Genomic DNA, 24,463 nt, shown 5'->3' with positions numbered 1-24,463 from the left:
TGCATGCTGATAAACGGACTAAAAGCTTAACTAACGATAATGCAGTTGAAAACGTTGGCTCATGATTAGCTTTTTGGTGTACTTATGTTTAGGCTTTTGCAATATATCTGAAGTTTTTCCAAACTCTAATACTTTACCATTACTTAACACCATCATTTCATCACTGAAATGTCTAACAATTCCAAGGTTATGAGAAATTAATATGAATGCCAGTCCCATTTGTTGCTGTAAATCGAGTAATAGATTTATCATTTGAGAGCGCAAAGATGGGTCGAGTGACGCTAAAGCTTCGTCTAAAATAATGACTTGTGGTTTTAATATTATTGCTCGCGCCAGTGAAATACGTTGTTTTTGACCACCAGAAAACATATGGGGATAAAAGCTCATATGGTCAGCCAATAAACCGACCTTATGTAAGGTTTCTCGGATCAATTGATGACGCTCACCTTCATCTAGCTTAGTGTTGAGTCGTAAAGGCTCATCTAATAGTTGTTCTATCGTAAGGCTAGGATTTAATGTTGTGCCAGAGTCTTGGAAAATCATGCGAATATGTTGGCAACGCTGTTTGAAATTTCCAGGCTCTAAAGTTTGACCATTTAAACGAATATGGCCGGTAGTTGGCATTTCAGCACCAACCAATAATTTTGCAACCGTAGACTTTCCAGAGCCTGTTTCGCCAACTATCGCGAGGGTTTTATGCGCCATAATATCAAAAGATAGAGGCTCTAGTGCCGTAACGCATTTACGGTTAAACCAGTAGTTTTTATCTTTGTAGGTTTTACTTAGCTCGGATACTTGTAATAAAACATTACTCACGAGTAGCTATCCTTCAGTGGAAAGTGGCAACTAACTTGATGACCATGGTAGTTTTTAATTTTAGGTGCGTCTACGCAGTTTTTTTGTGCGCGAGGACACCTGGGACCTAGCCGACATCCAATGGGTAGATGTTGCAAAATAGGGATACTACCAGGCAAAGTCATCAGTCGAGATTTATTAGGGATCATTATATTCGCTTTTGGGCTACTATCGACAAGCGCACGCGTATATGGATGATAAGGTTGGTTAAATATTTGCTCTGTAGTGCCAGCCTCGACAAATTGGCCACTGTACATAACCGTAATAGTATTCGTCCAATGGGTAACATTCTCTAGATCATGGCTGATCAGTAATATCGACATGTTTTTAAGTTGGTTTAAGCTCGCTAAGAGACGAAATATTTGCCCTTGGTTAGTACTTTCCATCGCTGCAGTAGGTTCATCAGCGATTAGCAACATAGGGCGTCGTGCAAGGGCCATAGCAATCATCACACGTTGACATAGCGCATCGGTTAATTGATGTGGAAAGCTTTTTACACAGACTTCGTGTTGTTTGATGCCCACTTTATGTAATAAATTGACTGCTGCTTGTTTTCGTTGTTGTCGTTTCTGCCAAAAAAATCCAGTTAACTGTTCAACATCAACGGCTTCTTCTAATTGCTCACCTATGGTGGTGGTGGGATCTAAACAAGCCATTGGCTCTTGGAATATCATCGCCACGTCTTTAGATATAATCGCTTTTCGCTCTGCTGGTGACAAGCGCATCAGATCATTGCCTCGCCAATGAAATCGGTCAGCGTCAACTCGCCATTTTTCATCAAGTACGCCAACAATAGCTTGTGCTAGCAACGACTTGCCTGAACCAGACTCTCCCACTAAACCGCGAACTTCCCCTTCCTTCATGGTGAGGTTGACACGGTCAACGGCAAATATGGGTTTTGCCCCTGTTTTCAATTCAATAGAAAGATTACGGATATCAATTAAGTTCATTAGTTTTCCTTGCGCACTTTAAGCGCATGGCGCATGCCTTCACCGACTAAATTAGTCGCGACAACCGAAAATAAAATAGCTAAACCGGGCAAGTAGACGGTCCAAGGCGCGATATAAAATAAATCAATACCGTTGGCTAACATAGCTCCCCATTCAGGCATAGGAATAGGGGCGCCTAAGCCTAAAAAACCAAGCGCGGCTATGTCTAGAATCGCGGCTGATTGTGCAAGTGTGGCTTGGCTGATTAATTTTTCGATAATATTAGGAAAAATAGAATAACGTAAAATTCTAATAGAGCTTGCACCATCAAGGCGTGACGCTAACACATAGTCTTTAGCAAACTCTTCCCTAACTGCATTTCGCGTAACATGAACAAACTGTGGAATAAGCACCATAATAACAGCCCATAAGGTGTTTTCTAGGCCTGGACCGAGTATCGCTACAATAATAATGGCTAAAAGTAAGGAAGGTATTGACAAGATAACGTCGAGAAAATGGTTTAAAAAACTCGATTTAATACCGGTAGTTAGGGCCGATAATGAGCCGATAACAACGCCAATAGCTAAAGAGGCAATAACGACAATAATACTTAAACCAAAAGTCAGAGAAGTCCCGTCAATTAAGCGTGATAACATGTCTCGACCAAGGTTGTCTGTACCGAGTAAAAAACTGATATCACCATCATCACTCCATGCTGGTGGCAGTAACAAGTGATCTAAATGATTTTCAACTGCGGAATAAGGAGCAATAATATTGGCTAAAATCGCTAAAACAATGAGGAACAAGAAACAGCCAAACCCGATCAAAACCACAGGAGGTTGCTTGAAGTTATGCCACAATTGCATCAATGGCGTTGGAAACTCTTCTTCTTGGTATATTTTATCTCTTGCCATGACTTGGCTCCCGAGCTAGAGGATTAAGCGCTGCATAAACAAAATCAATAATTATATGTACAATAAATATAAAGGTAGATAGCACAATAAGTCCGCCTTGAATTGCGGTATAGTCGCGTTGATAAATACTTTCGATTAACCAGCGCCCAATACCAGGCCAGCTAAAAATAACCTCAGTTACCATCGCAATAGTAATCAGGTTGGCAAACTGCAAACCTACATCTCTGATAACTTTAATAACTGCATTACGCATTGCATGTCGATAAATAATTTGGCTGAAAGTTAAGCCTTTTGCATTTGCCGCTTTAATATAATGGGTGTCTAAAACCTCTAACATTGCCGTGCGTGCTAAGCGCATAAAAATGGTAGCAGGGGCAAGTGCCACAACAATTACCGGTAATATAAGGTGTCGAGTAGCATCCTGGAAAGCTTGCCATTTATAGGGACTGTCACTGAGTAAAATATCAATTAATTGTAATCCCGTAACATGTGGAATTTCAAATAACAGGCTTATTTGACCAGCAGAAGGTAACCAGCCTAATTGTATAGAAAACACCAATATAGCCAGTATTCCTAACCAAAAAACAGGGATTGAGTAGCCAATCATCGCAATGGCCAATATGAAATTATCCGGGAGTTTTCGATGATATATAGCGGCAAAAAAACCTATGGGTATGCCAAAAAACATGGCGACAAGTAAAGCCACCGAGGTCAATTCAATTGTTGCAGGTAAACGGTTCAGTACTTCAGTGGCTATCGGCAATTGACTGGTCATAGAATAACCCATCTCACCATGAAATAGATGGTTGAGATAACTGAAATATTGGCTTATTAATCCTGATTGCTGTTGATACTCTTCAGCTAAAACAGCTAGTTGCTCAGGCGAGGCATTAATTTGACCAGTGAGATTGATGAGTTGGTCACCGGGAAATAAAAAACTCAAGCTAAAAGACAATATTGTCAATAACAGCATTGTAAAAATGAATAAATTAAAACGACGCAGGGTAAATATAAGCATATTAGTTTTTTGTAACCCCGTTAAAGTCAATGCCACCAATGGCGCGCAGCAGACTACCGTTTACATTATTTGCCCGTGCTTGAAACCTTTTTGAGTGCGCGATTGGAATTAAAGGGAATTCTTCATTAATTAATTTTAAAGCTTTAGAATAGTAGACCTTACGTTTATTAATGTTATTTGTTTGCAGCGCACTTTGAATGAGTTGATCAAATTTTTCATTACACCAAAACGTTACATTACTGCCAGTAATAGCAGAAGAGCAACTCAGTAATGTTGAAAAAAAGTTGTCTGGGTCAGGGTGATCAGCTGACCAACCTAAAAGCACACTTTGATGTTCACCTTCAGATATTTTGCGTAAAAAAGTTGTCCATTCATAATGGGAAACGATATCAACCTTTACCCCTATCTTTTGTAAATCGGCCTGAATGAGTTTTGCCATTGTCACGGCATCAGGGTTATAGGCTCGCTGCACGGGCATTGCCCATAAATCCATGGAAAAGCCATTGCTATAACCCGCTTCGACTAACAGCTCTTGTGCTTTAGTGATTGAATACTCTTGGCTCGCAATCGTTGCATCGTAGGCCCATGAAGAATTCGGGATCAGGCCATTTGCAATTTCGGCTTGCCCAGTATAAACAGCTTCGAGAATTGCTGGTTTATTGATGGCGTAAGATAAAGCTTTACGTACTAAAGGATTATTAAACGGTTCTTTACGAGTATTAAAACCGAAATAACCGACATTGAAAGCGGTTACCGATTCTAACGTGAGATTGGTATGCTCTTCTATTTTTTTATGTGCAATGGGATAAGCGATAACATCACATTCACCGGCTAATAACTTGGTTAAACGACCGGTATCGCGGGGGTTATATCAAAAACGAGTTGTTTAAGCTCTGACATGCCGCGCCAGTAGTCTGGATGAGGTTCATAACGAATGAACGCACCTGCACTATACTGTTTAAATTTAAAAGGGCCAGTGCCAATAGGAAGCATATCTATTTCTTGCATTGCGTTAAGTGCAATTAACTGTTCAGCATATTCCTTTGATAAAATAACGGCTGAATCGCCACCAATATTTGCAAGAAATGAGCTGTCAGAGTGAGAAAGTTGAAAGCGTACGGTATGTTCATTAATTTTTTCAACGCTGTTAATGAGATTAACCAACTGAGCATTTTGAAAAAACGGATACTTACCACCAGATATTGGATGGTATTCATGGTTTTCATCTAACATGCGATTGAAACTAAACAGCACATCGTCGGCATTGAGCGTCCGTGTTGGCATAAAATAGCTTGTTTGATGAAACTGAACATCTTTGCGGAGATAAAAAGTTATCATTTTGCCATCACGCGTTACATGCCAAGATTTTGCAATAGCAGGAATGATCGAATTATCGGTCGGGTTAAACTCGATTAAACGATTATATAACTGATTTGACGTTGCATCGATAGTTGTTCCCGATGATACCGTTTGCGGGTTAAAGCTTTCAGGCGGGCCTTCACTACAGTAGATAATGCTTTTTTTACTTAACGAAAGTGTTTCGTTTGAGTCGCAACCAGATAACACTATGATTAACAGCGCAAAATATTTGTAATATGTTAGTTTAGAGTAAGCCATAGCTAATCTTTATTCTTCGTCTGCACTACTTGTGTCGAGTAGATTATATTTTTTTAAGTAGCCTCTTAATTGATGATAGGTTAATTCTAAGGCGTCAGCGGTTTTCTTTTGATTATATTGACAATTAGCTAAAGCAGACTTGATCAAATCGACCTCGTAATTTTGTGATAAGTCTTTTAACGACAACGGAAATTGTAAGGTTTTAGGCAGTGGCTTAAGTTTTTGTTCTACTTTCACCTCAGTTTCAGCCTTGCTTTCACTGGCGACTACAGCCTGGTTTACTACGATGCGATCTTGAGTTTTTATTCGTTTAGAAGGGCGGTAGGGCGATTCAAAGGGGTCGATAACGAGCTCATGCACAGGTAAGTGAGGGTTATTGCAACGATAAACACTACGCTCAACAACATTTTTTAATTCACGAATATTACCCGGCCAATGATATTCAAGCAGATCACGCTTTGCTTTTGCCGTAAAGCCACTGAAAAGTTCAAACTCAAGCTCGCGTGCCATGTTAATGGCAAAATGCTCGGCTAATACCAGTATATCGTCTAAACGCTCACGTAAGGGTGGCAGAGTAATAACATCAAAAGCTAATCTGTCGAGTAAATCAGCGCGAAACTCGCCTGCAGCGGCCATTGAGGGTAAGTCTTCGTTAGTTGCTGCGACTAAGCGCGCATTGGTTTTAATTGTTCTTGAGCCACCAACACGTTCAAATTCACCGTATTCTACAACCCGTAGCAATTTTTCTTGGATTAACCCGGTAGTATTTGCTATTTCGTCTAAAAATAATGTACCGTTATCTGCGCGTTCAAAGCGGCCTTCATGACGCTTACTTGCCCCAGTAAAGGCCCCACTGTCGTAACCAAATAATTCAGTTTCTAATAAATTCTCATTCAATGCGGCACAATTAAGCTTAAGATAATTTTGATCCCAGCGTTTAGATAAATAATGTAAGCGTGCGGCAACAAGCTCTTTACCGGTACCACGTTCACCTATTATGAGAACCGGCTTACTTAAAGGCGCTATCTGTGAAATTTGCTCAAGCACCTCTAAAAAGTTGTTAGATTGACCAATGAGATTATCTTGTTGTTTGAAACGTGTCATTTACTGACCTAATAATTGGTTTTTTTCACTAACAAATAGTGTATTTTATTAACTGCTTAGAGAGAAGCCTTTTTTTAATTAATAATAAAGCGTTATTAATTATAGGCTTACCATGTTATAAAAACTTGGCGCAGAATGTGAATAGTAAAACCTAAGACAATTAAAGCAATTTTTTGAATGAGGAAGTAATTATGGGTGTTTTTTCAAGGTTCACAGATATCATTAATTCTAATATTAACAATTTATTAGACAAAGCAGAAGACCCTGCAAAAATGGTGCGCTTAATCATACAAGAAATGGAAGACACGTTGGTTGAAGTGCGTTCTTCATCTGCAAAAACATTAGCGGATAAAAAAGAATTAGCGCGTCGAGCTAACCGATTTGAATCTGATGCAGCACAATGGCAAGAAAAAGCTGAGCTAGCGCTAAGTAAAGATCGTGAAGATTTAGCGCGTGCGGCATTGATGGAAAAGAAAAAATGTGTTGAAAGTGCAAGTTCATTGATCGAAGAGTTAAGTCATATAGATGAACACATTGCAAAACTGCAAAGTGAAATTTCGCAGCTACAAGATAAGTTAGCAGATGCGAAGTCACGTCAAAAAGCAATTATCATGCGCGAAAAGACGGCAAATTCACGTTTAAAAGTGAAAAAGAATATTGACAGTGATCGCGTGAATGACGCCTTAAGTCGCTTCGATCGCTACGAACGTAAAATTGATGATATTGAAGCACAGGTCGAATCATATGATATGGGCAGCAAATCATTAGCAGATGAAATTGCAGATTTAGCATCAGATGAGAAAGTTGATGATGAATTAGCAAAATTAAAAGCTAAAATGAAATCAGAAACCCAAAATAAATAATCATACGTTTTCGAATGCCTTGCATAAGGTGCAATTAAAGGAGAAAAATTGTGGATGAGATTATCGTCGCCCCAGTAATTATATTTATGGTAGTCGTGGCCCCAATTTGGTTGATATTACATTATCGTAGTAAACGCCAAATTAGCCAAGGCTTCAGTGAAGAAGAGTATATTCAACTGACTGAGCTGTCTGAATTAGCCGACAAAATGGCAGATAGAATTAAAACATTAGAAGCTATTTTGGATGCTGAAACACCGGAGTGGAGAAATAAATTATGACCAGCAAATCCCGAGGTGAGTTATATAGAAATACGAGCCAAGGAAAATTAGCTGGTGTCTGTGCAGGCATTGCCGATTACTTTGGTTGGGAATCATGGTTGGTGCGCATACTCGTTGTTTCTGGTGTGCTGTTAGGTATGGGCTGGTTTATTGTTATTTATATCGCCGCTTGGTTTATATTAGATAAAAAACCTGCCAATGCTGCTCATGTTAATCGCAATACCCAAAAGGGAAGTTTTGCACATGACAGCCAATACCATGCTAAAAAAGCAGCTGGCTCACAACAACACGATTCTGATGAAGATATCACTAATGAATCGATTAAAGTGAAGTCGCGTATTTGGCAAGCAGGCGAGCCACCTAAACAAGCATTTCATGATATTAGGCGTAAATTCAAAACATTAGAGCTAGAATTACAAGTTATTGAGCGTTATGTTACTTCGCCGGAATTTACCGTGTCACGAGAAATTAATAAACTCTAAAAAAAAGCGGCTCTGCCGCTTTTTTTATCGCTGTTAAGTTAATAATACCAAGTTAATAATACCAAGTTGATTAATTAGCTGCTCATTCTTGATGGTTAAAATGAATAATTAAGGCGTTATAAAATTTATAAGTATCATAACGACTGACTCAATTTTATGCCTTGTCATTATCCATTTGTCCTGATGAAAAAGTAGATCACTTAATTAATCCAATTGGTATAATAAATCAAGACAAGTACTGTTATCAAAACTTAAAAACCGCTAGTATCAAAGTAATGATAGTTTTGCTGAAATAAGCATGACGGCCTTCAACGTATTGAAAAACAAAAGATAGCACTCAAGTATGGCATTTATTAGTAAAGCTCAAATAAAAAAGTTAAAACAAAAGGCCAGTGACATTGTTAATCGTTCTATCGATCAACATATAACCCTTGCCGTAACAGGACTGAGCCGCAGTGGCAAAACTGCATTTATTACGTCTTTAGTGAATCAGTTACTCAATGAAGGCAGTAATTCTCAGCTCAGTTTTTTTAATGTTGTCCATCAAGGTCGCTACATCGCCGCTAAACGCGTTCCACAAAAGCACCTGCATATACCTAGATTTGAATATGATGGCGCACTATCTGCCTTGTGTCAGTCGCCGCCTAAATGGCCAAAACCGACTAATGGCATAAGCGAATTACGCTTAGCAGTGCGTTATCAGCCCAAAGACTCGATATTAAAATACGCCACCGAGTCCGCGACACTCTATATTGATATCACTGATTATCCTGGTGAATGGTTACTTGATCTTCCGATGTTATCGCTGACATTTGAAGAATGGTCGAGGCAGACGACTATGCTACTCAAGCAAGCGCCAAGAAACGAACATGCGCAGGAATTTCTCGATAAACTGGCCGAATTTGACCCTTTTGCGAGTGTTGATGAAGCCGTTTTAGCGCAATTATCACAAGAATATACTGACTTATTACTACTCTTTCGACATCAGCTTGGCTTATCAGTGATTCAGCCCGGACGTTTTATTCTTCCTGGTGAGTTGGAAGATGCACCAATATTACAGTTTTTTCCTTATAGCGAGTTTGACGATATTGACAGTAATGACTATCAAAACGCTAAGGACGATTGTTATATCGGCATGCTACGTGCGCGATTTATTGAATATAAAGAACGAGTCGTGCGCCGTTTTTACAAAGAACACTTTGTTAATTTTGATCGACAAATTGTGCTTGCTGACTGCTTAACGCCACTAAACAATGGCCCAGAAAGCTTTGCAGATTTACAAAATGCCATGGCGATGATTATGGAAAGCTTTCAATATGGAAAATCGAGTTTATTGTCGCGGCTATTTTCACCAAAAATAGATCGTTTACTTTTTGCTGCTACTAAGGCTGACCATATCACACCAGAACAACATGAAAACTTAGTGTCGCTGCTCAACAAACTAGTTTTTCAAACTAAGCAAACGCTGAGTTTTGACGCCATTAAAATGAAAACAATCGCTATTGCCTCGGTCAAAGCAACCAAAGTGGGCAAAAGCCAATATCAAGGCCAGAACATTCCTGTTATTAAAGGTAGACAGTTAAGTAATGATCAAATGATCACACTATTTCCTGGCGCTGTTCCAGCGAGCATTCCAACGTTAGAATATTGGCAAAAGCAGCCTTTTAATTATATTGCTTTCGCACCCATTGAGTCGGTTAGCAGTGATGAATGCTTACCGCACCTTCGTATGGATCAAATGTTGCAGTTTTTGCTTGGGGACAAATTAAAATGATAGAAAATAAAGAAAAATTTCAACAACAAATATTGTTTGATGCGGTTGATATTGACGAAAGCCCAATCAAAGAAAATACCCCACAAATTATTGTTGATGAGCAAGACTGGGTGTGTGATGAGCAAGTAGAACAAGTAGACGATAACATTATTATTGAACCTGAAAAGCCAAGTTGGCTTTGGCGTACTATAGGCTTAGTATTTGTTACTTTAGTTACGGTTGAAGCCGTACAGTTTTTTGTTAACGGCTTTAGCCAATCACCGATAATTGCCAGTTTATATGCTATTTTACTGGCGGGTTTGTCCTTGGTTTGTGGCCGTACAGTTTGGCGTGAATTTTCAGGTCTTAGGCAGTTTAAGTACCAACAAAAGCTAAAACAAAAAGCTCAAGACATTTTCAATAAAGAAGGCGATGTTGATGCTGCAAGCCTTTGCGATAAAATTTCTAAGCGCTTACCGGGTGACTTAGCTGAATTTGACCACAGCTCTTGGCAAAAGTTGAACCTTGAAGAGTATAGTGATGTTGAAATACTACAGTTATATGAGCGCAATATATTGTCTCAGGTAGATCAAAAAGCATTGAAAGAAATTGCAAAATTTTCTTCAGAGTCAGTTGTTTTAGTGGCATTAAGTCCAATTGCAATTATTGATATGTTGCTGATGCTATGGCGAAATTTGCGCTTAGTTAATAAAATAGCGGCTTTATACGGCATAAAATTGGGCTATTGGAGCCGAGTAAAGCTAATTAAACAAGTTATTATCAATATGGCCTATGCTGGTGCAAGTGAATTAGTTGCAGATTTGGGCGCTGATTTGCTAGGTGTAGAGCTATTAGGAAAGTTATCAGCGCGCATGGCACAAGGCTTAGGAGCAGGGATGTTAACCGCACGATTAGGCCTAAAAGCTATGCACTTATGTCGACCTATTCCTTTTACTGATGACGCGCCTAAACTTGGTCATATTCGTCAACAAGTTGTTAGCCAAGTGCAAGCACTAGTGAAAAGAAAATAACTTACAGTATTGAAATTAATAGATAATTTTATATTTGTACATTTTGATGTAACACAAATTTTACACATTCATTGTTCTGGTTGAAAAATAGCCACTTTCAAAGTCGTGCTTTTTCTATCCATGTTGCCTTACTATTGTGACAACTAAAGTAGTTTACATATCAAAATAAAAATTAATAATAATTTGATATTAACAAAGTAAGGTTACACGAATGGCGAAGGCGACTAAGTACGTATCGAAGGTTGCTGATGAACATGGCAATATTGCATGGACAGCAGAAGAAAACCAAATTTGGCAAGCCTTGATAACGCGGCAACTTTCAACCGTAAAAGATACTGCCTGTGATGAGTTCAATGAAGGTTTAGAAAAGCTAAATCTACCCATTGATCGTATACCACAGTTAGAGGAAGTGAGTCAGGTATTAAGAGCGACTACCGGTTGGAGTTGTGAACCTGTTCCAGCACTTATCGGTTTTGGTGAGTTTTTCAGATTACTGTCAGAAAAGAAATTTCCTGTTGCGACTTTTATCCGCTCGCAAGAAGAATTCGACTATCTACAAGAGCCCGATATCTTTCATGAAATATACGGCCACTGTGCATTACTTACCAACGAATCTTTTGCTAATTATACGCAAGCTTATGGCATGATGGGTTTAAACGCTTCGAAAGAAGACCGGGTATTTTTAGCCCGACTTTATTGGTTTACTGTTGAGTTTGGCTTGCTTGATACGCCCAAAGGTTTACGGGTATATGGTGGTGGTATTTTGTCTTCACCAACGGAAACAGAATATGCATTACATGATAAAAATGTTGAAAGGAAACCTCTCGATGTTTTAGATGTGTTACGGACACAATATCGAATTGATATTCTGCAACCGGTTTATTTTATGCTGACTAAAGTCAGTGATCTCGATGAGATACGAAAATTAGAAGTAGAAGATATTATGGCCTTGGTAGAACAAGCGAAAAAAATAGGTCTACATCCAGCTAAATTTGAATTAAAAGCAAGTTAAGGAATTTTTATGAGCGGTGAATTATCAAATCAACAATGTGAAGCATGCCAAGTCGATGCGCCAAAAGTTAGTGATGACGAATTGGCAAGTTTATTAGCACAAATACCTGATTGGGTTCCTGAAGTGAACGAGGGTATTATGATGCTAGAACGGGTTTATAAGTTTAAAAACTACAAGCTAGCATGGGCTTTTGCAAATAAAGTCTCTGAATTAGCAGAAAAAGAATTTCATCATCCGGCCATTTTATTAGAGTGGGGTAAAGTCAAAGTTACTTGGTGGACCCATGCTATTAAAGGGCTGCATAAGAATGACTTTATTTGTGCAGCCAAAACTGATCAGCTTCTGTAATGTTTTCTTAGTAATAATGAAGAGCCTCCCGATAAAGGAGGCTTTTTTTTGTTGTAAAAATTAGTTTACAATAGAGGTATTAGATTTTTGTTGTTTTCTTGAGGTTAATAAATGCGTTTAGAAATTGGTTGCCAAGACCGAGTTGGTATTGCGCAAAGTGTGCTGGCAATATTTGTTGAGCGTGGGATTGACCTACGTGGTATTGAATTAAAACAGCCAGGAAAAATTTTTATTAACATTCCTGATTTAGAGTTTTCAGAGCTGCAAAGCTTTATGCCGCAATTACGTTTAATTGATGGTGTTGTCGATGTTAAAACAACACCTTATATGCCTTCCGAACGTGAAAAAAATGAATTTGAAACTTTAGTAAAAACCTTCCCTGACCCTTTTATTTCGGTTGATAATAAAGGTCAAATTCGAGTGGTTAATAACATTGCTGCGCAAATTATGTGTGAATCGCTAGAGCATATTATTGGCGAACATGTAGGGCAGTGGTTAAAAGGCTTTAACTTTTCTCGTTGGCTTGACGGTGAAGAGGTCTTAGCGCAAACCCGCCGTGTTAAATTTCAAGATGACGATTTTGTTGCTGATATTATTCCTATTCATATTGCTGAAGGTGAAGAGAAGAAAGTCCTCGCCGGTGCTGTACTGATATTAAAATCAGAAGCAAGATTAGGTCAGCAAATTAGTGTTTTTAAAAAAGCTAATGAAAATGACTTTACCGGTATTCAGGCTAACAGCAGTTCAATGCGTAAACTGATACGCGAAGCTAAGCGTATGGCCTTGCTAGACTCCTCTATGTTAATTGTTGGGGAGACGGGGACAGGCAAAGAGTTATTGGCGCGTGCTTGCCATGCTGCCAGTGATCGCGCTGAAAAACCTTTTATGACTTTAAGCTGTGCAGCATTACCAGACGATGCTGCAGAAACTGAATTATTTGGCGCTGGCGCCGCAGGCCAAGCAAATAGTAAACGTGGTATTTTTGAATCGGCAGATGGCGGCACCATCTTTTTCGATGAAGTCGGTGAGATGTCGGCTAAGTTACAAACTAAAGTGTTACGAGTTATTCAAGACGGAACTTTCAGGCGTATTGATGACGAAAAAGAAATCAAAGTGAATGTGCGGTTCATAGGCTCAACAAACAGAGATTTACTTAATATGGTTTCTCTTGGTGAGTTTAGAGAAGACTTATATTATCGCTTAAATGTGTTGGGGCTTAATATTCCATCGTTACGTGAGCGACGTTCAGATATTGTGCCTTTAGCGGAACTATTTGTTGCTAAGTTTGGTCAACGTATTGGTAAGTCACATATTTCTTTTGATCCAGAGTGTCTTGAGTTTATTGAACACTACCCTTGGCCGGGTAATGTTAGGCAGCTTGAAAATGTGCTGATAAGGGCGGTATCATTAATTGAAGGTAATATAATCATGACCTCACACTTGCAGTTACCTGCATATACACGTGAACATGGCTACCTTGAACAAGACTTTGAAGGCACGTTAGATGCGGCTGTGAAAAATTTTGAAGCAGATTTACTGCGTAAGCTCTATCCTGCTTATCCAAGTACTCGACAATTAGCGAAAAAACTTGGGCTTAGTCATACCGCCATTGCAAATAAATTACGAGATTACGATATTAATAAAAAAACCGTTAAAATTTAAGGTAAATATGCCAATGTAGTTGCATACTATATTGGTTTTATGTCCAACGTTATTTGAGTATTATAAATGAAATTATATGGTTATTGGCGTTCGTCTGCCGCATATAGAGTTCGAATTGCTATGCATCTAAAAGGGTTGCCGTTTGAATCAATCCCAGTGCATTTAGTTAAAGACGGTGGAGAACAGCATAAAGATGCTTACACTGAATTAAACTCAACACATTTGGTACCAACCCTAGTTGATGAAGAGGTTACTCTGCATCAATCGATTGCAATTATTGAGTATTTAGATGATAAATATCCTTCGATTGCTATCTACCCTAAAAATATAGTTGCTAAAGCTAAAGTAAAGGCGCTTGCACTTGATGTAGCCTGTGAAATACATCCGGTTAATAATTTACGTGTACAACAATACCTAGTTAATAATTTTTCACTGCAAGAAAGTGATAAGCTTACCTGGAGTCATCATTGGATGACGTTAGGATTTATCGCGATTGAACAGCAGCTGACAGTAAACTCTGGAGAATATTGTTTTGGCGATAATATAACGATGGCCGATATTTGCTTAGTGCCTCAAGTATATAATGCATATCGATTTAATCTTGATATGAGCAAGTTCCCAAATATCTGCCGAGTCGCCGAAAATTGTAATAGACACCCGGCATTTATCGCATCTTTACCTGAAAACCAGCTTGATGCTCAGCATTAATATAAGATAACGTGTAAAGTTTACGGACAAATTTTTATCATTTTTCATTCCATTTATTACAAAGAACAAGGGTTATTATGTCAATTCAAAACACTGAACAAAAACAAACACCTTGGGCTGTTATTGCCATAATTATTGCTGCTATTATCGCTTTTGTTATCTATTACTACGTCTTTGCTGCAGATGACAATAACGCTATTGATACAGCTGTTCCCACTGTCATTGCACCCGTTAAAGAGCCCGTGCTTGAAATTGAGGTTACACCTGAGATTATTGAGTCGGATATTGCGACAGAGCAAGTTGAAGAAGACATTACTGATATTGAACCTGAAATTGTATTACCTACCTTAGATGAAAGTGATACTTGGTTTAGTACTAAGTTGCCAACGTTAACTTGGCGTAAAGAGTTACTGAAACTGGTGGTTACTGAAGATATGATCCGCCGTTTTGTGGTCTTTACTGATAACTTTAGCCAAGGAACCCTAGCCTATGAGCACACACCTTTAATTACCCCTAATGCGAAATTTACTGCGGTAGAAGAGCAAACAACCAATGGGGTTAAATTTCAGTGGGATGAGAGTAGTGCTCGCAGATTTAGTAATTATGTCGATCTATTACGTTCTATGGACAGTGAAATGCTTGTGCAATGGTACGTTGAATTGAAACCGTTAATTGATCAAGCATATGGAGAACTAGGTTATCCAGAACAAGACTTTACCGAGGTGTTGCATAACGCCATAACTAAGGTTTTAGATATGGAAATACCAAAAACTCAGCCTGAGTTAGAGCGACCTAGCGTTATGTATAAATACAAAGATGAGTCTTTAGAGTCTTTGGATGACGCAGAGAAGTTATTGCTTAGATTAGGTAAAGAAAACTTACTTGTGATCAAGTCAGTGATGCTAGAAATTAACGAAAAGTTAGCCAGAGCACGTTGAGCTTTGGTCAGCGATAAATGAATAGCTTGCAAACGCCAACGGTACATTCGTGTATCGCCACTCGTGATTATGGCATGTTAAGGCGTTGCGCAAGTTACATGATGGTGTGCTTTGGATGGAAGATTGTGGGAGAGCTGCCAAAACATCCAAAGTTTATTCTTGCGGTGGCCCCTCATACCTCCAATTGGGACTTTTTTGTTGCCATCGCCAGTGTATTTTCATTAAACCTGAAAGTGTCTTTTCTCGCTAAAGGCAGCATATTTCGTTGGCCAGTAAAATCGTTATTGACTGCCATCGGTGGTATTGGTGTTGATCGCAGTCATAGCCATGGCGTTGTCGGTCAAATGGTCGAAGAATTTAATGTTCATGAGCAATTTATTCTAGGCATAGCACCAGAAGGAACCCGTAGTAAAACTATTGAGTGGAGAACTGGGTTTTTGCACATGGCCAAGCAAGCTAATGTTCCCGTAATACCGGTGAGTTTTGATTTCATTAAAAAAGAAGTACGATTTCACCCCGCAGTTCTTATCACGGGAGATATAAATCAAGAGTTAGTCGAATTTAAACAATTATTTGCCGATGTTTGTGCAAAAAATCCGCAAGCAGTCTAATTTTCGTAACTAGCACTTGCAACCAAGCCATTGTTTAGCGATAATTCGCGCCGCGCTAAAGAGATTCTTTTAGCGCTTCTATGGTGACCCTTTTGGTCCCTCCGCAATGATACTCTGTGAACTCGGCCAGATCCGGAAGGAAGCAACCGCAGCAGACGACTCATGTGCCGGAGTGTGGCTATTAGGGTTGCCACCCAATCCTTTTAAATCAATTGTTTACACATCGCTTTAGCGTTTTGCTACATAAGTTGCTACATGTATGCGACTAAAATTCCTTATCTTCATTGTCGAAATGATATTTATGACTTCTGGAATTAATCTGTTTAGAATTTTGAAGAGCAGGCAAAAAATTCTCTTCGCTAGTAAACCTAAAGTTAAGAATATACTAGCGAAAAGTCGGTTAGCCTTGTTTTAATCGCTTATGTTGGGCAAGGCGCTCCAGCGTCTATCCACACTCCTACGGCTCGTATGAAGTCTTGATGTTGTCCTGGCGCTTTTTGTCTTCCTGGACCAGGTGACCAGCTCCATGCTACAAGCGGATCAAGTGTTGCATGGTGTTCATGAAATTCTTTTTTGAACGTTACAAGGTCATCTTTACCACCGCGTTGGGCTAAATGGCTACTGTTGTGTTCAGGGTCAAGCCACTTGTTACATAATTGATGAGCGGTGATCCCTTCAGGAATAGTCATGTTGGGTTGTGGCATATGCCAAACAAAACCAGGCATTGCGGAAGATATGTTACCTGGTGGCATGCCTTTTTTATCACCATTACTTTGTTGATGGCACGAGGTGCAGCTTAATACTACGCCGGGTACTTGTTTAAATATTTCGCCATCTTTATACAACACCACGTTATTAGCGACGCTAATGTTCATTGGATGCGGACGACGATTGTCACCAACCGTTGGGTAAAAGCTACCGTCGTTATCGACAACACCATGACAATTTTTACAGCGTGGGTGTGTGGCAACTTGGTGCATATATTTAAAAGCAGTTGCAGCATCTGGTTTGTCTATAAATGCCTGATATGGGTCATTTGCTGAGGCTGATACTGAAATGAAAGCTATACCTACCATTAAGGCGCTAACACTGGCTTTAATTAACCTACTCATGCTGTGTCCCCTTGTTTTTGTTTCATCATGCCTTTTACAATAGCTGGAGTCATTGGCAATGATCTGAATCTGACCCCTGTAGCGTTAAAAATAGCGTTACCAATTGCAGGTGCAACTACGGTGGTGCCTGGCTCCCCAAGTCCAACCGGAAATTCATCACTTTCCACAAACGAAATATCCATATCGGGTACGTCTTTCATACGTAATGGAAAGTAGTTGTGTAAATTGCTACTTGCTACTTGTCCGTTTTTAAATTCGGTGCCTTCATGCAGGGCTAGACTGACACCCCATAGCAAAGAGCCTTCCAATTGCGCCAGTGCACCATCCGGATGCACAACAACACCACAATCAACAACACAGGTCAGTTTTTTCACTGTCACTTTGCCTGATTCAGGGTGTACTTCAATATGTGCAGCTAAAGCTACCCAAGTGGGCATAGAACGCTCTTGGCCAAAGCTTAATGCGATACCTATACCTTGGTTTTTTGGCAGAGTTTGTTGGGTATCTACTTTTTTCGTTAATTCTTTTAAAACATTTTTTAAACGGTTAGCACCACCTACTGAATGAGGTGCACTGCCAGATTGTCGTCCTTGCGCATCAAGTAAAGCCAGTCTAAATTTTGCTGGATCCTGTCCACTTTTATGAGCGAGTTCATCCATAAATGATTCAACGCTCCATTGTATCCAACCTGGTCCTACTGATCTTAACCAACCCGGAACAAATGTTTTTTGCGCTAGGTCATTGTTATAAACTAACACTTTGTGGTTGGGTAATGAGTACCAGTGATCTGAACCACTTGCTGAAAACATGTCAATTTTTTTCTTACCATCTTTGCTGGGCGCTAAAAATCCTGGCGCCATCGCTTTAGTAGGCCAGCCTGAAGTAAATCTGTGCTCAATGCCAATAACCTGATTGTCGTCATTGAGTGTGGCATTTAAATGACTGACACTGGGCGAGCGGGGTTGATCGAAATGAGAGTCATCTTCACGGGTAAACACCATTTTTACCGGTTTACCTATCGCTTTTGCCGCCAGTGCCGCTGGGATCATATAGTCGCCAAATAATCGTCTACCAAATCCACCGCCTAAGTAATATTGGTGGATAATAACTTGTGAGTCTTCTACTCCAAGAGCTTTAGCGACTGCTGGCAGCGTGAGTGATTGCCATTGATTACCACTATGTATGTGCCATGTATCGTCTTTAAATTCAACAACGGCGTTGACTGGCTCAAGATGAAAATGCATTGCGCTAGATGTTGTGTAAGTAGAGTTCATTTGACTCGCTGCACTTTCTTGTGCAGCAGCGGTATCGCCGACATCAACGAGTAACGCGCCTGCTTCCCTATCTGTAATTAAATCTTTTCCGCGTTTTTGTATATCCTCTTCTGAAATACTTAACGCATCGTTGTGCAGATAGTTGACCTTTATTTTATCAGCGGCTTGTATGGCCGCGGGGTAATTATCAGCAAAAACCACAACCCAACCCTCAAGCCAACCACTTGGGTCTGATAATTCCTTGTAGCCTTGATAACCCGTAATTTTTTTAGCGTTACTGTCGTCAACATATTCAACTTTATTTCCGTAGCGCGATGGCGGCACTACAGGCCGTGCGTAAAGCATTCCAGGCACTTCAACATCAATACCGTAGACCGCAGTACCATTAACTTTAGGCGGTATATCTAAGGCGTGGCTTTGTTTACCTATAATAGTGTGATGCTTGCGAGACTTGATAGCATAGTTTTTAAGCTCGTCAGCGGAAACTGTTTTATTAAATTGTTGTGTTTTAATCAACTCAGCGAAGCTGATGCGCTGCTGACCACAAACGACAAAGCCATTTTCTGCCTGACAATCTGCTATTGATTTATTTAACGCTTTTGCGCCTGCTTCAATGAGAATAGCTCTGCCAGCAGCACCCGCGCGTGACAATGGCTCATAACTTTGAAATACTGACCAAGAGCCACCTGTGACCATATATCCCCACTTAGGATTAGTGTTCACATGCTCAATAATAACGTTATTCCAATCTGCACCTAGTTCCTCAGCGACAATTTTAGCCAAAGCGGTTCCTACATGCTGACCCATTTCAGCGCGCGCGATATTAACTTTGATTACGCCGTTTTGATCTATTTCATACCAAACTGTTGGAGAAAAATTTTTCTCCGCTATCATTTTTTTAACCGAAGATTGCTGAGCAAATAGCGCGGGTGCAAAAGCCACTACAAAAGCAGCACCTACTGACCCTATCATTAAGTTGCGTCGAGAAAGGTCGATGTTGTCTTTGCCGTTATCTGAGATGCTCATGATTGAACCTCCTGTTCATCCGGATGAAAAATATTAACACCACTGATATCGGTTTCTGTTACTTTTGCGGCGCGCTTAATCGCTTTTTTAATCCGAACATAAGCCATACAACGACATAAATTGCCATTCATATGAGTGACAATTTGCTCATCTGTTGGCGAAGGATAGTATTTTAGCAGGGTAGCCGCTTGCATAATTTGTCCAGACTGACAATAGCCACATTGTGGTACTTGTTCTTCTACCCAGGCTTTTTGTAATGGATGGGAATCGTTAAGTCCTTCAATGGTGGTAATAATTTTACCTTGCGCTTGTTTAAGGGGGAAGTTGCAAGAGCGCACAGCTTGTTCGTCGATATGAATTGTGCATGCGCCACACATCGCTATGCCACAGCCAAATTTGGTGCCTTTGAAGCCTAATTCATCCCGTATAACCCAAAGTAGTGGTGTATCTTGTGGGGAATTAGATTCAACATTTTTGCCATTTAACGTAAACGTCACCATAGCCTGTCCTTTGCTTATTAATTTATACCCTCAATATTAGTACACATCCTTTGGATATTGCATTTTAATTTAAGTTAACACTAAGTCATCACTGTATATTAGGAGATTCTCATCATCTAGAAAATAGTCTTGGGAGATATTGCAGTTGTTATCATTAAATATCATATGCAAGCACAACTAGGCGCTTTCGATAATGGATTGATATTAGGTATTTAGAATGTGTATATTTTTATTTGAATACAATAAGTTGTTTTAAGTTATGTGGCAAAGTATCAGTAAGTTCGATACTTTGCCTTAACGTATATATTTATTTTACGACTAGATTATAGGTACATCCAATTTAGCAGTAACGAAAGTGTTATCCACATTAATATGATTAACGGAATACCTACGCGCATAAAGTCAGAGAATTTATAACCGCCTGCGTTCATTACTAATAAGTTAGTTTTATAAGCCATTGGTGTGGCGTAGCTTAAGTTAGCACCAAATAACACTGCTAGAATAAACGGCTCAGGTGAAAGGTTTAATTGGCTAGCAACAGAAATGGCGATAGGAGTACCAATAACGGCTGCTGCATTGTTAGAAACAATATTGGTTAATATGGCTAATAACAACATCAAAGCCGCTAAAATACCGCCTGGAGGCAATCCACTTGATAATGCGACAAACACTTGGGCAATATACTCAGCACCTCCCGTCATCATCATTGCAGAGCCTAACGCTAAGGAAGCAGCAACAATTAAAATAACCTGAGTACTAAGCGCTGATGCAGCTTCTTGCCAATCTAAGCATTTAGTCATTAGTAATATTAGCACGCCACATACAGAACTAATCTCAATAGGTAAAATACCCAGTGCTGAGGAAACAACAACACCTAGTAATGTTAATAAAGCTATAGGCGCTTTACTGGTTTGAGGCAGTGATTCAGCACCATCAATGATTAACAGGCCAGGCTTGTTTTTTAGCAAACTGATTTGCTCAACTTCACCTTGCACGAGTAAAACATCTCCGATTTGCATACGGGTGTTACCTATGCCATTCCGGCCTATTTCCATTGCTTTACCTGCTCTATGTAATGCCACAACGGTTAAAGCGTGTTTATTAATGAAATTTGCTTGTTGTAAGGTTCGCCCTTCTATACCTGAACCAGCGATGATAACTATCTCAGCCAATGTTTGTTTTTCGGCATTTAAGGGATGTTCATCATCAACTTTATACTGTCCAGAAAATAAGGTTGCGCCTAATACCGTCTCATATTCTTTAAGGCGATCAGGGTAGTCATGTACTTTCAACCTATCACCCACAATAAGCACAGTGTCAGGGAGGGGGACAATATTTCGGTTGTCGGGACCTCGTTGAATACTCTCAATTTTGAGTTGGCCATCCGTTAAGGCAATTATTTCGGTAATCGTTTTTTCGTTAACGGCACTTTCTTCGTTAATATTGAGGTAAGCACTAAAGATACGCGGCGAAGTATCAGGCATTGAAGGTGATCTACTCGGTAAAAGCTTTGGTGCAATCAGCCATAAGTAAATTATCGCCACTACCGAAGCAATTAGTGCTGGCTGAGCAAAGTCAAATAGGCCAAATTCAGCAGCGCCCATATTCTTTGCAATACTGACCACAAGTAAGTTTGTTGAGGTACCAATAGTGGTTGCCATACCACCAACGAGTGTTGCAAGCCCCATAGGGAGCAACATGGGTGATGAGTCTGTTTTAGTGCGTAATGACACACTGATCAAAATGGGCAGTAATAATACGACAACAGGTGTGTTGTTTATAAACGCACTTAAGCCACCAGCAAGTACAAGCGTTATCAATAAAGATAATGCGGGGCTTATTTTCCATAGTTTGGCTAAGTATCTGCCTATAGGCTCAAGGGCGCCGGTACGCACGATTCCGTGGCCGATAATCATCAATGAGCAAACAGTAACTAGGGCTTCATGGCCAAAACCAAAGAATAAAGAACTGGGTTCGAAGTGAACATCATCGACATAAAATGGAAATACAGCAAACATTACACTTAATATCGCAATAACAGCAAGTGAGGACGTTTCTAAGGGGACATCTTCTCGACGAAATAAATACAATGCCAGTACAGTAATTAGCAAAACAGCTAATGCATGATTGTTAGGGATATCTGGAATATTCAAAGGCTACACCAAGTATATTAAGTTATTTATTTGTGAAACGAACCGATAGAAAGCGGCAGCGATATGTATAAAGTATTAATCATGCTCTTTCATAAATTCTAAAGATTTAGACACCGTAATTTGCACGCTGTTTACCATTTCAAAACGCTCAGATGCCGATAAATAAAAAGCCATATCTACTTCATGGCGAATGTAGCGAGTAGGTAATTGGTTTAACACCACGCAAACTAAATCGTCTATAAAGTCAGCACTGTAGTTATCTTCTAGGTTTAAATCTGTAAAGTGTTGAGCAACTAATTTTTCGTAGTAGTTATGAATATCATCAGAAATTCTCATGTCTGCGATGCTTATTTTAAAAAGTATATTTTCAAGACTAATGCTAGTGCAATGAAAACACCAACCTTTTTTATGCGTATAGGCAAATTATTTAACAAAATAATGAAGTGCAGGGGGCAGGTAGACTAAAATTTCTCAGATTGTGCTATTTCACGCTCTAATTTGGAAATGGCTTGACGACATCGGCCAAGGCGTTGATGCAGCGCGAGAATTTCTTCAGTAAATTGTTTTGTTTGTTTCGCACTAATATTATGACTTTGTCGTTCACGTATTTGGATCATTTCCAATAACCGTCGTTCAAATTCAAATGTTTCATTCAGTTGTTTGTGTAAGTTGTGGCTCGATTGCATTACCGCTTGGGCTGCTTTTTTATAGCGCCTAGCTTTCATTGCAACAAGTCTTTGCTCGGGCTCTTTATGTAATGCGCCATTTGCGTTCAACGCATTACGCAATGCTGATATTTGCTGCTCTATTATTAGCAAACGGCTGTGAGCCAATGCGTTTTTGTTCGCGATTAATAAGCGAGAAAGTTCATTTGTTTTACTTTTTACTTCAGCAATGTATGGGTGGAAAAGGTCGCTGTGAGTGTTAAATAGTTTTTCAGAGAAAATATCATTTTCTTGAATTATTTTATGTGATTTTGAATGTTTATTTTGTTGATCCACTTGCTTGGCTTGCTCATCAAGCTGATCAAGAATGGCATGAATTTTATTAATTGCACTTTGCATAAATAATATTTCCTATTTTAGCCAAGCTTGATAAGCCAAGTTAACAGACATTAGAATGACAACGGTGATAAAAACGGGGCGAATAAACTTACTACCAAATTTAATCGCCCAATGTGCGCCGACCCATGCACCCAGCATAATAAATATTCCCATAGAAATACCTAATACAAAATTTACATGGCCAAGATAGATAAAAGTTAATAAGCTAAAAAAATTGCTGACAAAGTTGGTTGAACGAGCTAAACCAGAGCTTAAAAGAATGTTTATTCTATAGATAGCATTAGACGAGCTAACCCAAAATGCACCGGTACCAGGGCCAGCAACACCATCATAAAAACCTAGAATTAATCCTTGCACTACCTGTTTAACTTTAATCTGTATTGACTGTATAGGTAGTCCCTGTATTTCGTTAGTGACTGACTTTGAAAGTAAGGTATATATAGCGGTCATCACTATCAGCACAGGTATATATTTATCTAAAAATTCTACAGATAAGAAGTTGACAATGATGGTACCTAAAATGGCACCTATTGCAGTAGTAATTAAAGCTAATCGCCAATATTTAGGATTGAAAAGATTTTTTCGATAGAAGGTAAATGATGCCGTGAATGAACCAAAAGAGGCGGCGAGTTTATTTGTACCCAAGGCAACATGAGGCGGTAAACCCGAAGTTAATAATGTTGGAACTGTTAGCATCCCACCACCACCAGCGATGGCATCAATAAGCCCCGCGACGAAGCCGACACTACATAAAGTTATCCATAAACTCATGTCTAGGACGGGATCAATAACCATAGAAACTTTTGCACAGTAAATTTGCTGCAACTATAACACAGAGAACGCTCGATTCGATGGCCATATTTCTTCAAATTTCTAATAAATAGTCAGTTTGTCGTTATTGTGTATTAATTAAACATAACTTACACATTTACTCTGTAAAAGTAGTTGTTGGCGATTAAATTAAGCGGTTGTGCTAACCGTAAGTCATAAACAGAGCCTGCTAGCGCAGTGAATTGTCATCAAATTATAAGCTAAGTGAAAAATAATTTATATGAATATGGAGCAACTGTTCCATTTTGTTTACATTTTTGGGCTGTTGATTAAGTTACTGTAAATATTAGTTTATTTTTTTTTGTTATTTTTGGAATATATTTTACCATTATTATGTTTTTTTAAAATCACCTTTCAAACTACAATAACAATTGAAGTGT

The 24,463-nt window shown here is 39.3% G+C and carries 23 protein-coding genes, 1 other RNA gene and 1 pseudogene; 12 read left to right on the top strand and 13 right to left on the bottom strand.

The window, feature by feature from the left end; translation table 11 throughout:
• Positions 1 to 30 precede the first annotated feature (30 nt).
• The 6 genes and pseudogenes from A3Q33_RS02965 to pspF all read right to left on the bottom strand — a co-directional run bounded on the left by A3Q33_RS02965 (position 31) and on the right by pspF (position 6,437).
• Positions 31 to 816, bottom strand: a complete 786-nt coding sequence (locus tag A3Q33_RS02965; RefSeq protein ID WP_081178649.1) for a peptide ABC transporter ATP-binding protein — start codon at positions 814 to 816, stop codon at positions 31 to 33.
• On the bottom strand, positions 813 to 1,805 hold the full coding sequence (locus tag A3Q33_RS02960) for a peptide ABC transporter ATP-binding protein (RefSeq protein WP_081178648.1): 993 nt from the start codon (positions 1,803 to 1,805) through the stop codon (positions 813 to 815). The genes A3Q33_RS02965 and A3Q33_RS02960 overlap by 4 nt, the downstream gene beginning before the upstream one ends.
• Entirely contained in the window at positions 1,805 to 2,698 is an 894-nt protein-coding gene (locus tag A3Q33_RS02955; RefSeq protein WP_081178647.1) for an ABC transporter permease subunit, read from the bottom strand. The genes A3Q33_RS02960 and A3Q33_RS02955 overlap by 1 nt, the downstream gene beginning before the upstream one ends.
• A complete protein-coding gene (locus A3Q33_RS02950) occupies positions 2,685 to 3,671 on the bottom strand; it encodes an ABC transporter permease (RefSeq protein ID WP_231295833.1) in 987 nt (328 codons plus the stop codon). Before A3Q33_RS02950 ends, A3Q33_RS02955 begins: the two co-directional genes overlap by 14 nt.
• Positions 3,672 to 3,717: 46 nt before the next feature.
• A pseudogene (locus A3Q33_RS02945) lies at positions 3,718 to 5,054 on the bottom strand (ABC transporter substrate-binding protein).
• A gap of 288 nt (positions 5,055 to 5,342) precedes the next feature.
• Positions 5,343 to 6,437, bottom strand: a complete 1,095-nt coding sequence (gene pspF / locus A3Q33_RS02940; protein WP_081178646.1) for a phage shock protein operon transcriptional activator — start codon at positions 6,435 to 6,437, stop codon at positions 5,343 to 5,345.
• A 191-nt stretch (positions 6,438 to 6,628) separates the two neighbouring features.
• Here pspF and pspA point away from each other — a divergent pair, with 191 nt between their 5' ends.
• From pspA to ffs, 12 genes are all read left to right on the top strand, one after another.
• Positions 6,629 to 7,300: a phage shock protein PspA gene (pspA, locus tag A3Q33_RS02935; RefSeq protein WP_081178645.1), complete on the top strand. Its 672-nt coding sequence runs from the start codon at positions 6,629 to 6,631 to the stop codon at positions 7,298 to 7,300.
• Between the two features lie 86 nt (positions 7,301 to 7,386).
• Entirely contained in the window at positions 7,387 to 7,578 is a 192-nt protein-coding gene (gene pspB / locus A3Q33_RS02930; protein WP_220465415.1) for an envelope stress response membrane protein PspB, read from the top strand.
• A complete protein-coding gene (pspC, locus tag A3Q33_RS02925; protein WP_081178644.1) occupies positions 7,575 to 8,060 on the top strand; it encodes an envelope stress response membrane protein PspC in 486 nt (161 codons plus the stop codon). The genes pspB and pspC overlap by 4 nt, the downstream gene beginning before the upstream one ends.
• 343 nt (positions 8,061 to 8,403) lie before the next feature.
• Complete coding sequence (locus A3Q33_RS02920) at positions 8,404 to 9,834, top strand: YcjX family GTP-binding protein (RefSeq protein ID WP_196798040.1); 1,431 nt, start codon at positions 8,404 to 8,406, stop codon at positions 9,832 to 9,834.
• Positions 9,831 to 10,844 carry a YcjF family protein gene (locus A3Q33_RS02915; RefSeq protein WP_081182231.1) on the top strand — a complete coding sequence of 338 codons (1,014 nt, stop codon included), beginning with the start codon at positions 9,831 to 9,833 and terminating at the stop codon, positions 10,842 to 10,844. Before A3Q33_RS02920 ends, A3Q33_RS02915 begins: the two co-directional genes overlap by 4 nt.
• A 211-nt stretch (positions 10,845 to 11,055) precedes the next feature.
• Entirely contained in the window at positions 11,056 to 11,856 is an 801-nt protein-coding gene (phhA, locus tag A3Q33_RS02910; protein WP_081178643.1) for a phenylalanine 4-monooxygenase, read from the top strand.
• Positions 11,857 to 11,865: 9 nt separating this feature from the next.
• A complete protein-coding gene (locus A3Q33_RS02905; RefSeq protein WP_081149180.1) occupies positions 11,866 to 12,204 on the top strand; it encodes a 4a-hydroxytetrahydrobiopterin dehydratase in 339 nt (112 codons plus the stop codon).
• Positions 12,205 to 12,315: 111 nt separating this feature from the next.
• On the top strand, positions 12,316 to 13,866 hold the full coding sequence (gene tyrR / locus A3Q33_RS02900; RefSeq protein ID WP_081178642.1) for a transcriptional regulator TyrR: 1,551 nt from the start codon (positions 12,316 to 12,318) through the stop codon (positions 13,864 to 13,866).
• Positions 13,867 to 13,932: 66 nt separating this feature from the next.
• Complete coding sequence (maiA, locus tag A3Q33_RS02895) at positions 13,933 to 14,574, top strand: maleylacetoacetate isomerase (RefSeq protein WP_081178641.1); 642 nt, start codon at positions 13,933 to 13,935, stop codon at positions 14,572 to 14,574.
• Positions 14,575 to 14,651: 77 nt separating this feature from the next.
• Positions 14,652 to 15,512, top strand: a complete 861-nt coding sequence (locus A3Q33_RS02890) for a DUF3014 domain-containing protein (protein WP_081178640.1) — start codon at positions 14,652 to 14,654, stop codon at positions 15,510 to 15,512.
• 17 nt (positions 15,513 to 15,529) lie between these two features.
• Positions 15,530 to 16,123 carry a 1-acyl-sn-glycerol-3-phosphate acyltransferase gene (locus A3Q33_RS02885; RefSeq protein ID WP_231295770.1) on the top strand — a complete coding sequence of 198 codons (594 nt, stop codon included), beginning with the start codon at positions 15,530 to 15,532 and terminating at the stop codon, positions 16,121 to 16,123.
• Between the two features lie 90 nt (positions 16,124 to 16,213).
• Positions 16,214 to 16,310, top strand: an RNA gene (gene ffs, locus A3Q33_RS02880) — signal recognition particle sRNA small type.
• Between the two features lie 232 nt (positions 16,311 to 16,542).
• Here ffs and A3Q33_RS02875 read toward each other — a convergent pair.
• The 7 genes from A3Q33_RS02875 to A3Q33_RS02845 all read right to left on the bottom strand — a co-directional run bounded on the left by A3Q33_RS02875 (position 16,543) and on the right by A3Q33_RS02845 (position 24,047).
• A complete protein-coding gene (locus tag A3Q33_RS02875; RefSeq protein ID WP_081178638.1) occupies positions 16,543 to 17,235 on the bottom strand; it encodes a hypothetical protein in 693 nt (230 codons plus the stop codon).
• The gene (locus tag A3Q33_RS02870) at positions 17,232 to 19,535 is read right to left on the bottom strand and encodes a xanthine dehydrogenase family protein molybdopterin-binding subunit (protein WP_196798039.1); all 2,304 of its coding nucleotides are present in this window, start codon (positions 19,533 to 19,535) and stop codon (positions 17,232 to 17,234) included. Before A3Q33_RS02870 ends, A3Q33_RS02875 begins: the two co-directional genes overlap by 4 nt.
• Positions 19,532 to 20,035 (bottom strand): (2Fe-2S)-binding protein, encoded by a 504-nt coding sequence (locus tag A3Q33_RS02865; protein ID WP_081178637.1) that lies wholly within the window; start codon positions 20,033 to 20,035, stop codon positions 19,532 to 19,534. The genes A3Q33_RS02870 and A3Q33_RS02865 overlap by 4 nt, the downstream gene beginning before the upstream one ends.
• A 323-nt stretch (positions 20,036 to 20,358) precedes the next feature.
• The gene (locus A3Q33_RS02860; protein WP_081178636.1) at positions 20,359 to 22,188 is read right to left on the bottom strand and encodes an SLC13 family permease; all 1,830 of its coding nucleotides are present in this window, start codon (positions 22,186 to 22,188) and stop codon (positions 20,359 to 20,361) included.
• Between the two features lie 75 nt (positions 22,189 to 22,263).
• Positions 22,264 to 22,524 carry a late competence development ComFB family protein gene (locus tag A3Q33_RS02855; RefSeq protein WP_081178635.1) on the bottom strand — a complete coding sequence of 87 codons (261 nt, stop codon included), beginning with the start codon at positions 22,522 to 22,524 and terminating at the stop codon, positions 22,264 to 22,266.
• Between the two features lie 125 nt (positions 22,525 to 22,649).
• The gene (gene priC / locus A3Q33_RS02850) at positions 22,650 to 23,252 is read right to left on the bottom strand and encodes a primosomal replication protein PriC (RefSeq protein ID WP_081178634.1); all 603 of its coding nucleotides are present in this window, start codon (positions 23,250 to 23,252) and stop codon (positions 22,650 to 22,652) included.
• A gap of 12 nt (positions 23,253 to 23,264) precedes the next feature.
• The gene (locus A3Q33_RS02845) at positions 23,265 to 24,047 is read right to left on the bottom strand and encodes a TSUP family transporter (RefSeq protein ID WP_081178633.1); all 783 of its coding nucleotides are present in this window, start codon (positions 24,045 to 24,047) and stop codon (positions 23,265 to 23,267) included.
• Positions 24,048 to 24,463: the final 416 nt, after the last annotated feature.

It is taken from the genome of Colwellia sp. PAMC 21821, from assembly GCF_002077175.1.
In the GTDB taxonomy this organism is placed as follows: domain Bacteria; phylum Pseudomonadota; class Gammaproteobacteria; order Enterobacterales; family Alteromonadaceae; genus Cognaticolwellia.
This window is presented reverse-complemented; position numbering and strand designations above follow the sequence as displayed.

Excerpts from the sequence above, each read along its gene's own strand:
- A3Q33_RS02920 (WP_196798040.1), top strand. The coding sequence starts at position 8,404 with ATGGCATTTATTAGTAAAGCTCAAATAAAAAAGTTAAAACAAAAGGCC.
- pspC (WP_081178644.1), top strand. The coding sequence starts at position 7,575 with ATGACCAGCAAATCCCGAGGTGAGTTATATAGAAATACGAGCCAAGGA.
- tyrR (WP_081178642.1), top strand. The coding sequence starts at position 12,316 with ATGCGTTTAGAAATTGGTTGCCAAGACCGAGTTGGTATTGCGCAAAGT.
- A3Q33_RS02950 (WP_231295833.1), bottom strand. The coding sequence starts at position 3,671 with ATGCTGTTATTGACAATATTGTCTTTTAGCTTGAGTTTTTTATTTCCC.
- A3Q33_RS02855 (WP_081178635.1), bottom strand. The coding sequence starts at position 22,524 with ATGAGAATTTCTGATGATATTCATAACTACTACGAAAAATTAGTTGCT.
- A3Q33_RS02905 (WP_081149180.1), top strand. The coding sequence starts at position 11,866 with ATGAGCGGTGAATTATCAAATCAACAATGTGAAGCATGCCAAGTCGAT.
- A3Q33_RS02955 (WP_081178647.1), bottom strand. The coding sequence starts at position 2,698 with ATGGCAAGAGATAAAATATACCAAGAAGAAGAGTTTCCAACGCCATTG.
- pspB (WP_220465415.1), top strand. The coding sequence starts at position 7,387 with ATGGTAGTCGTGGCCCCAATTTGGTTGATATTACATTATCGTAGTAAA.
- priC (WP_081178634.1), bottom strand. The coding sequence starts at position 23,252 with ATGCAAAGTGCAATTAATAAAATTCATGCCATTCTTGATCAGCTTGAT.
- pspF (WP_081178646.1), bottom strand. The coding sequence starts at position 6,437 with ATGACACGTTTCAAACAACAAGATAATCTCATTGGTCAATCTAACAAC.
- A3Q33_RS02870 (WP_196798039.1), bottom strand. The coding sequence starts at position 19,535 with ATGAGCATCTCAGATAACGGCAAAGACAACATCGACCTTTCTCGACGC.
- A3Q33_RS02845 (WP_081178633.1), bottom strand. The coding sequence starts at position 24,047 with ATGGTTATTGATCCCGTCCTAGACATGAGTTTATGGATAACTTTATGT.
- A3Q33_RS02865 (WP_081178637.1), bottom strand. The coding sequence starts at position 20,035 with ATGGTGACGTTTACGTTAAATGGCAAAAATGTTGAATCTAATTCCCCA.
- A3Q33_RS02885 (WP_231295770.1), top strand. The coding sequence starts at position 15,530 with ATGAATAGCTTGCAAACGCCAACGGTACATTCGTGTATCGCCACTCGT.
- pspA (WP_081178645.1), top strand. The coding sequence starts at position 6,629 with ATGGGTGTTTTTTCAAGGTTCACAGATATCATTAATTCTAATATTAAC.
- A3Q33_RS02960 (WP_081178648.1), bottom strand. The coding sequence starts at position 1,805 with ATGAACTTAATTGATATCCGTAATCTTTCTATTGAATTGAAAACAGGG.
- phhA (WP_081178643.1), top strand. The coding sequence starts at position 11,056 with ATGGCGAAGGCGACTAAGTACGTATCGAAGGTTGCTGATGAACATGGC.
- A3Q33_RS02875 (WP_081178638.1), bottom strand. The coding sequence starts at position 17,235 with ATGAGTAGGTTAATTAAAGCCAGTGTTAGCGCCTTAATGGTAGGTATA.
- A3Q33_RS02915 (WP_081182231.1), top strand. The coding sequence starts at position 9,831 with ATGATAGAAAATAAAGAAAAATTTCAACAACAAATATTGTTTGATGCG.
- maiA (WP_081178641.1), top strand. The coding sequence starts at position 13,933 with ATGAAATTATATGGTTATTGGCGTTCGTCTGCCGCATATAGAGTTCGA.
- A3Q33_RS02890 (WP_081178640.1), top strand. The coding sequence starts at position 14,652 with ATGTCAATTCAAAACACTGAACAAAAACAAACACCTTGGGCTGTTATT.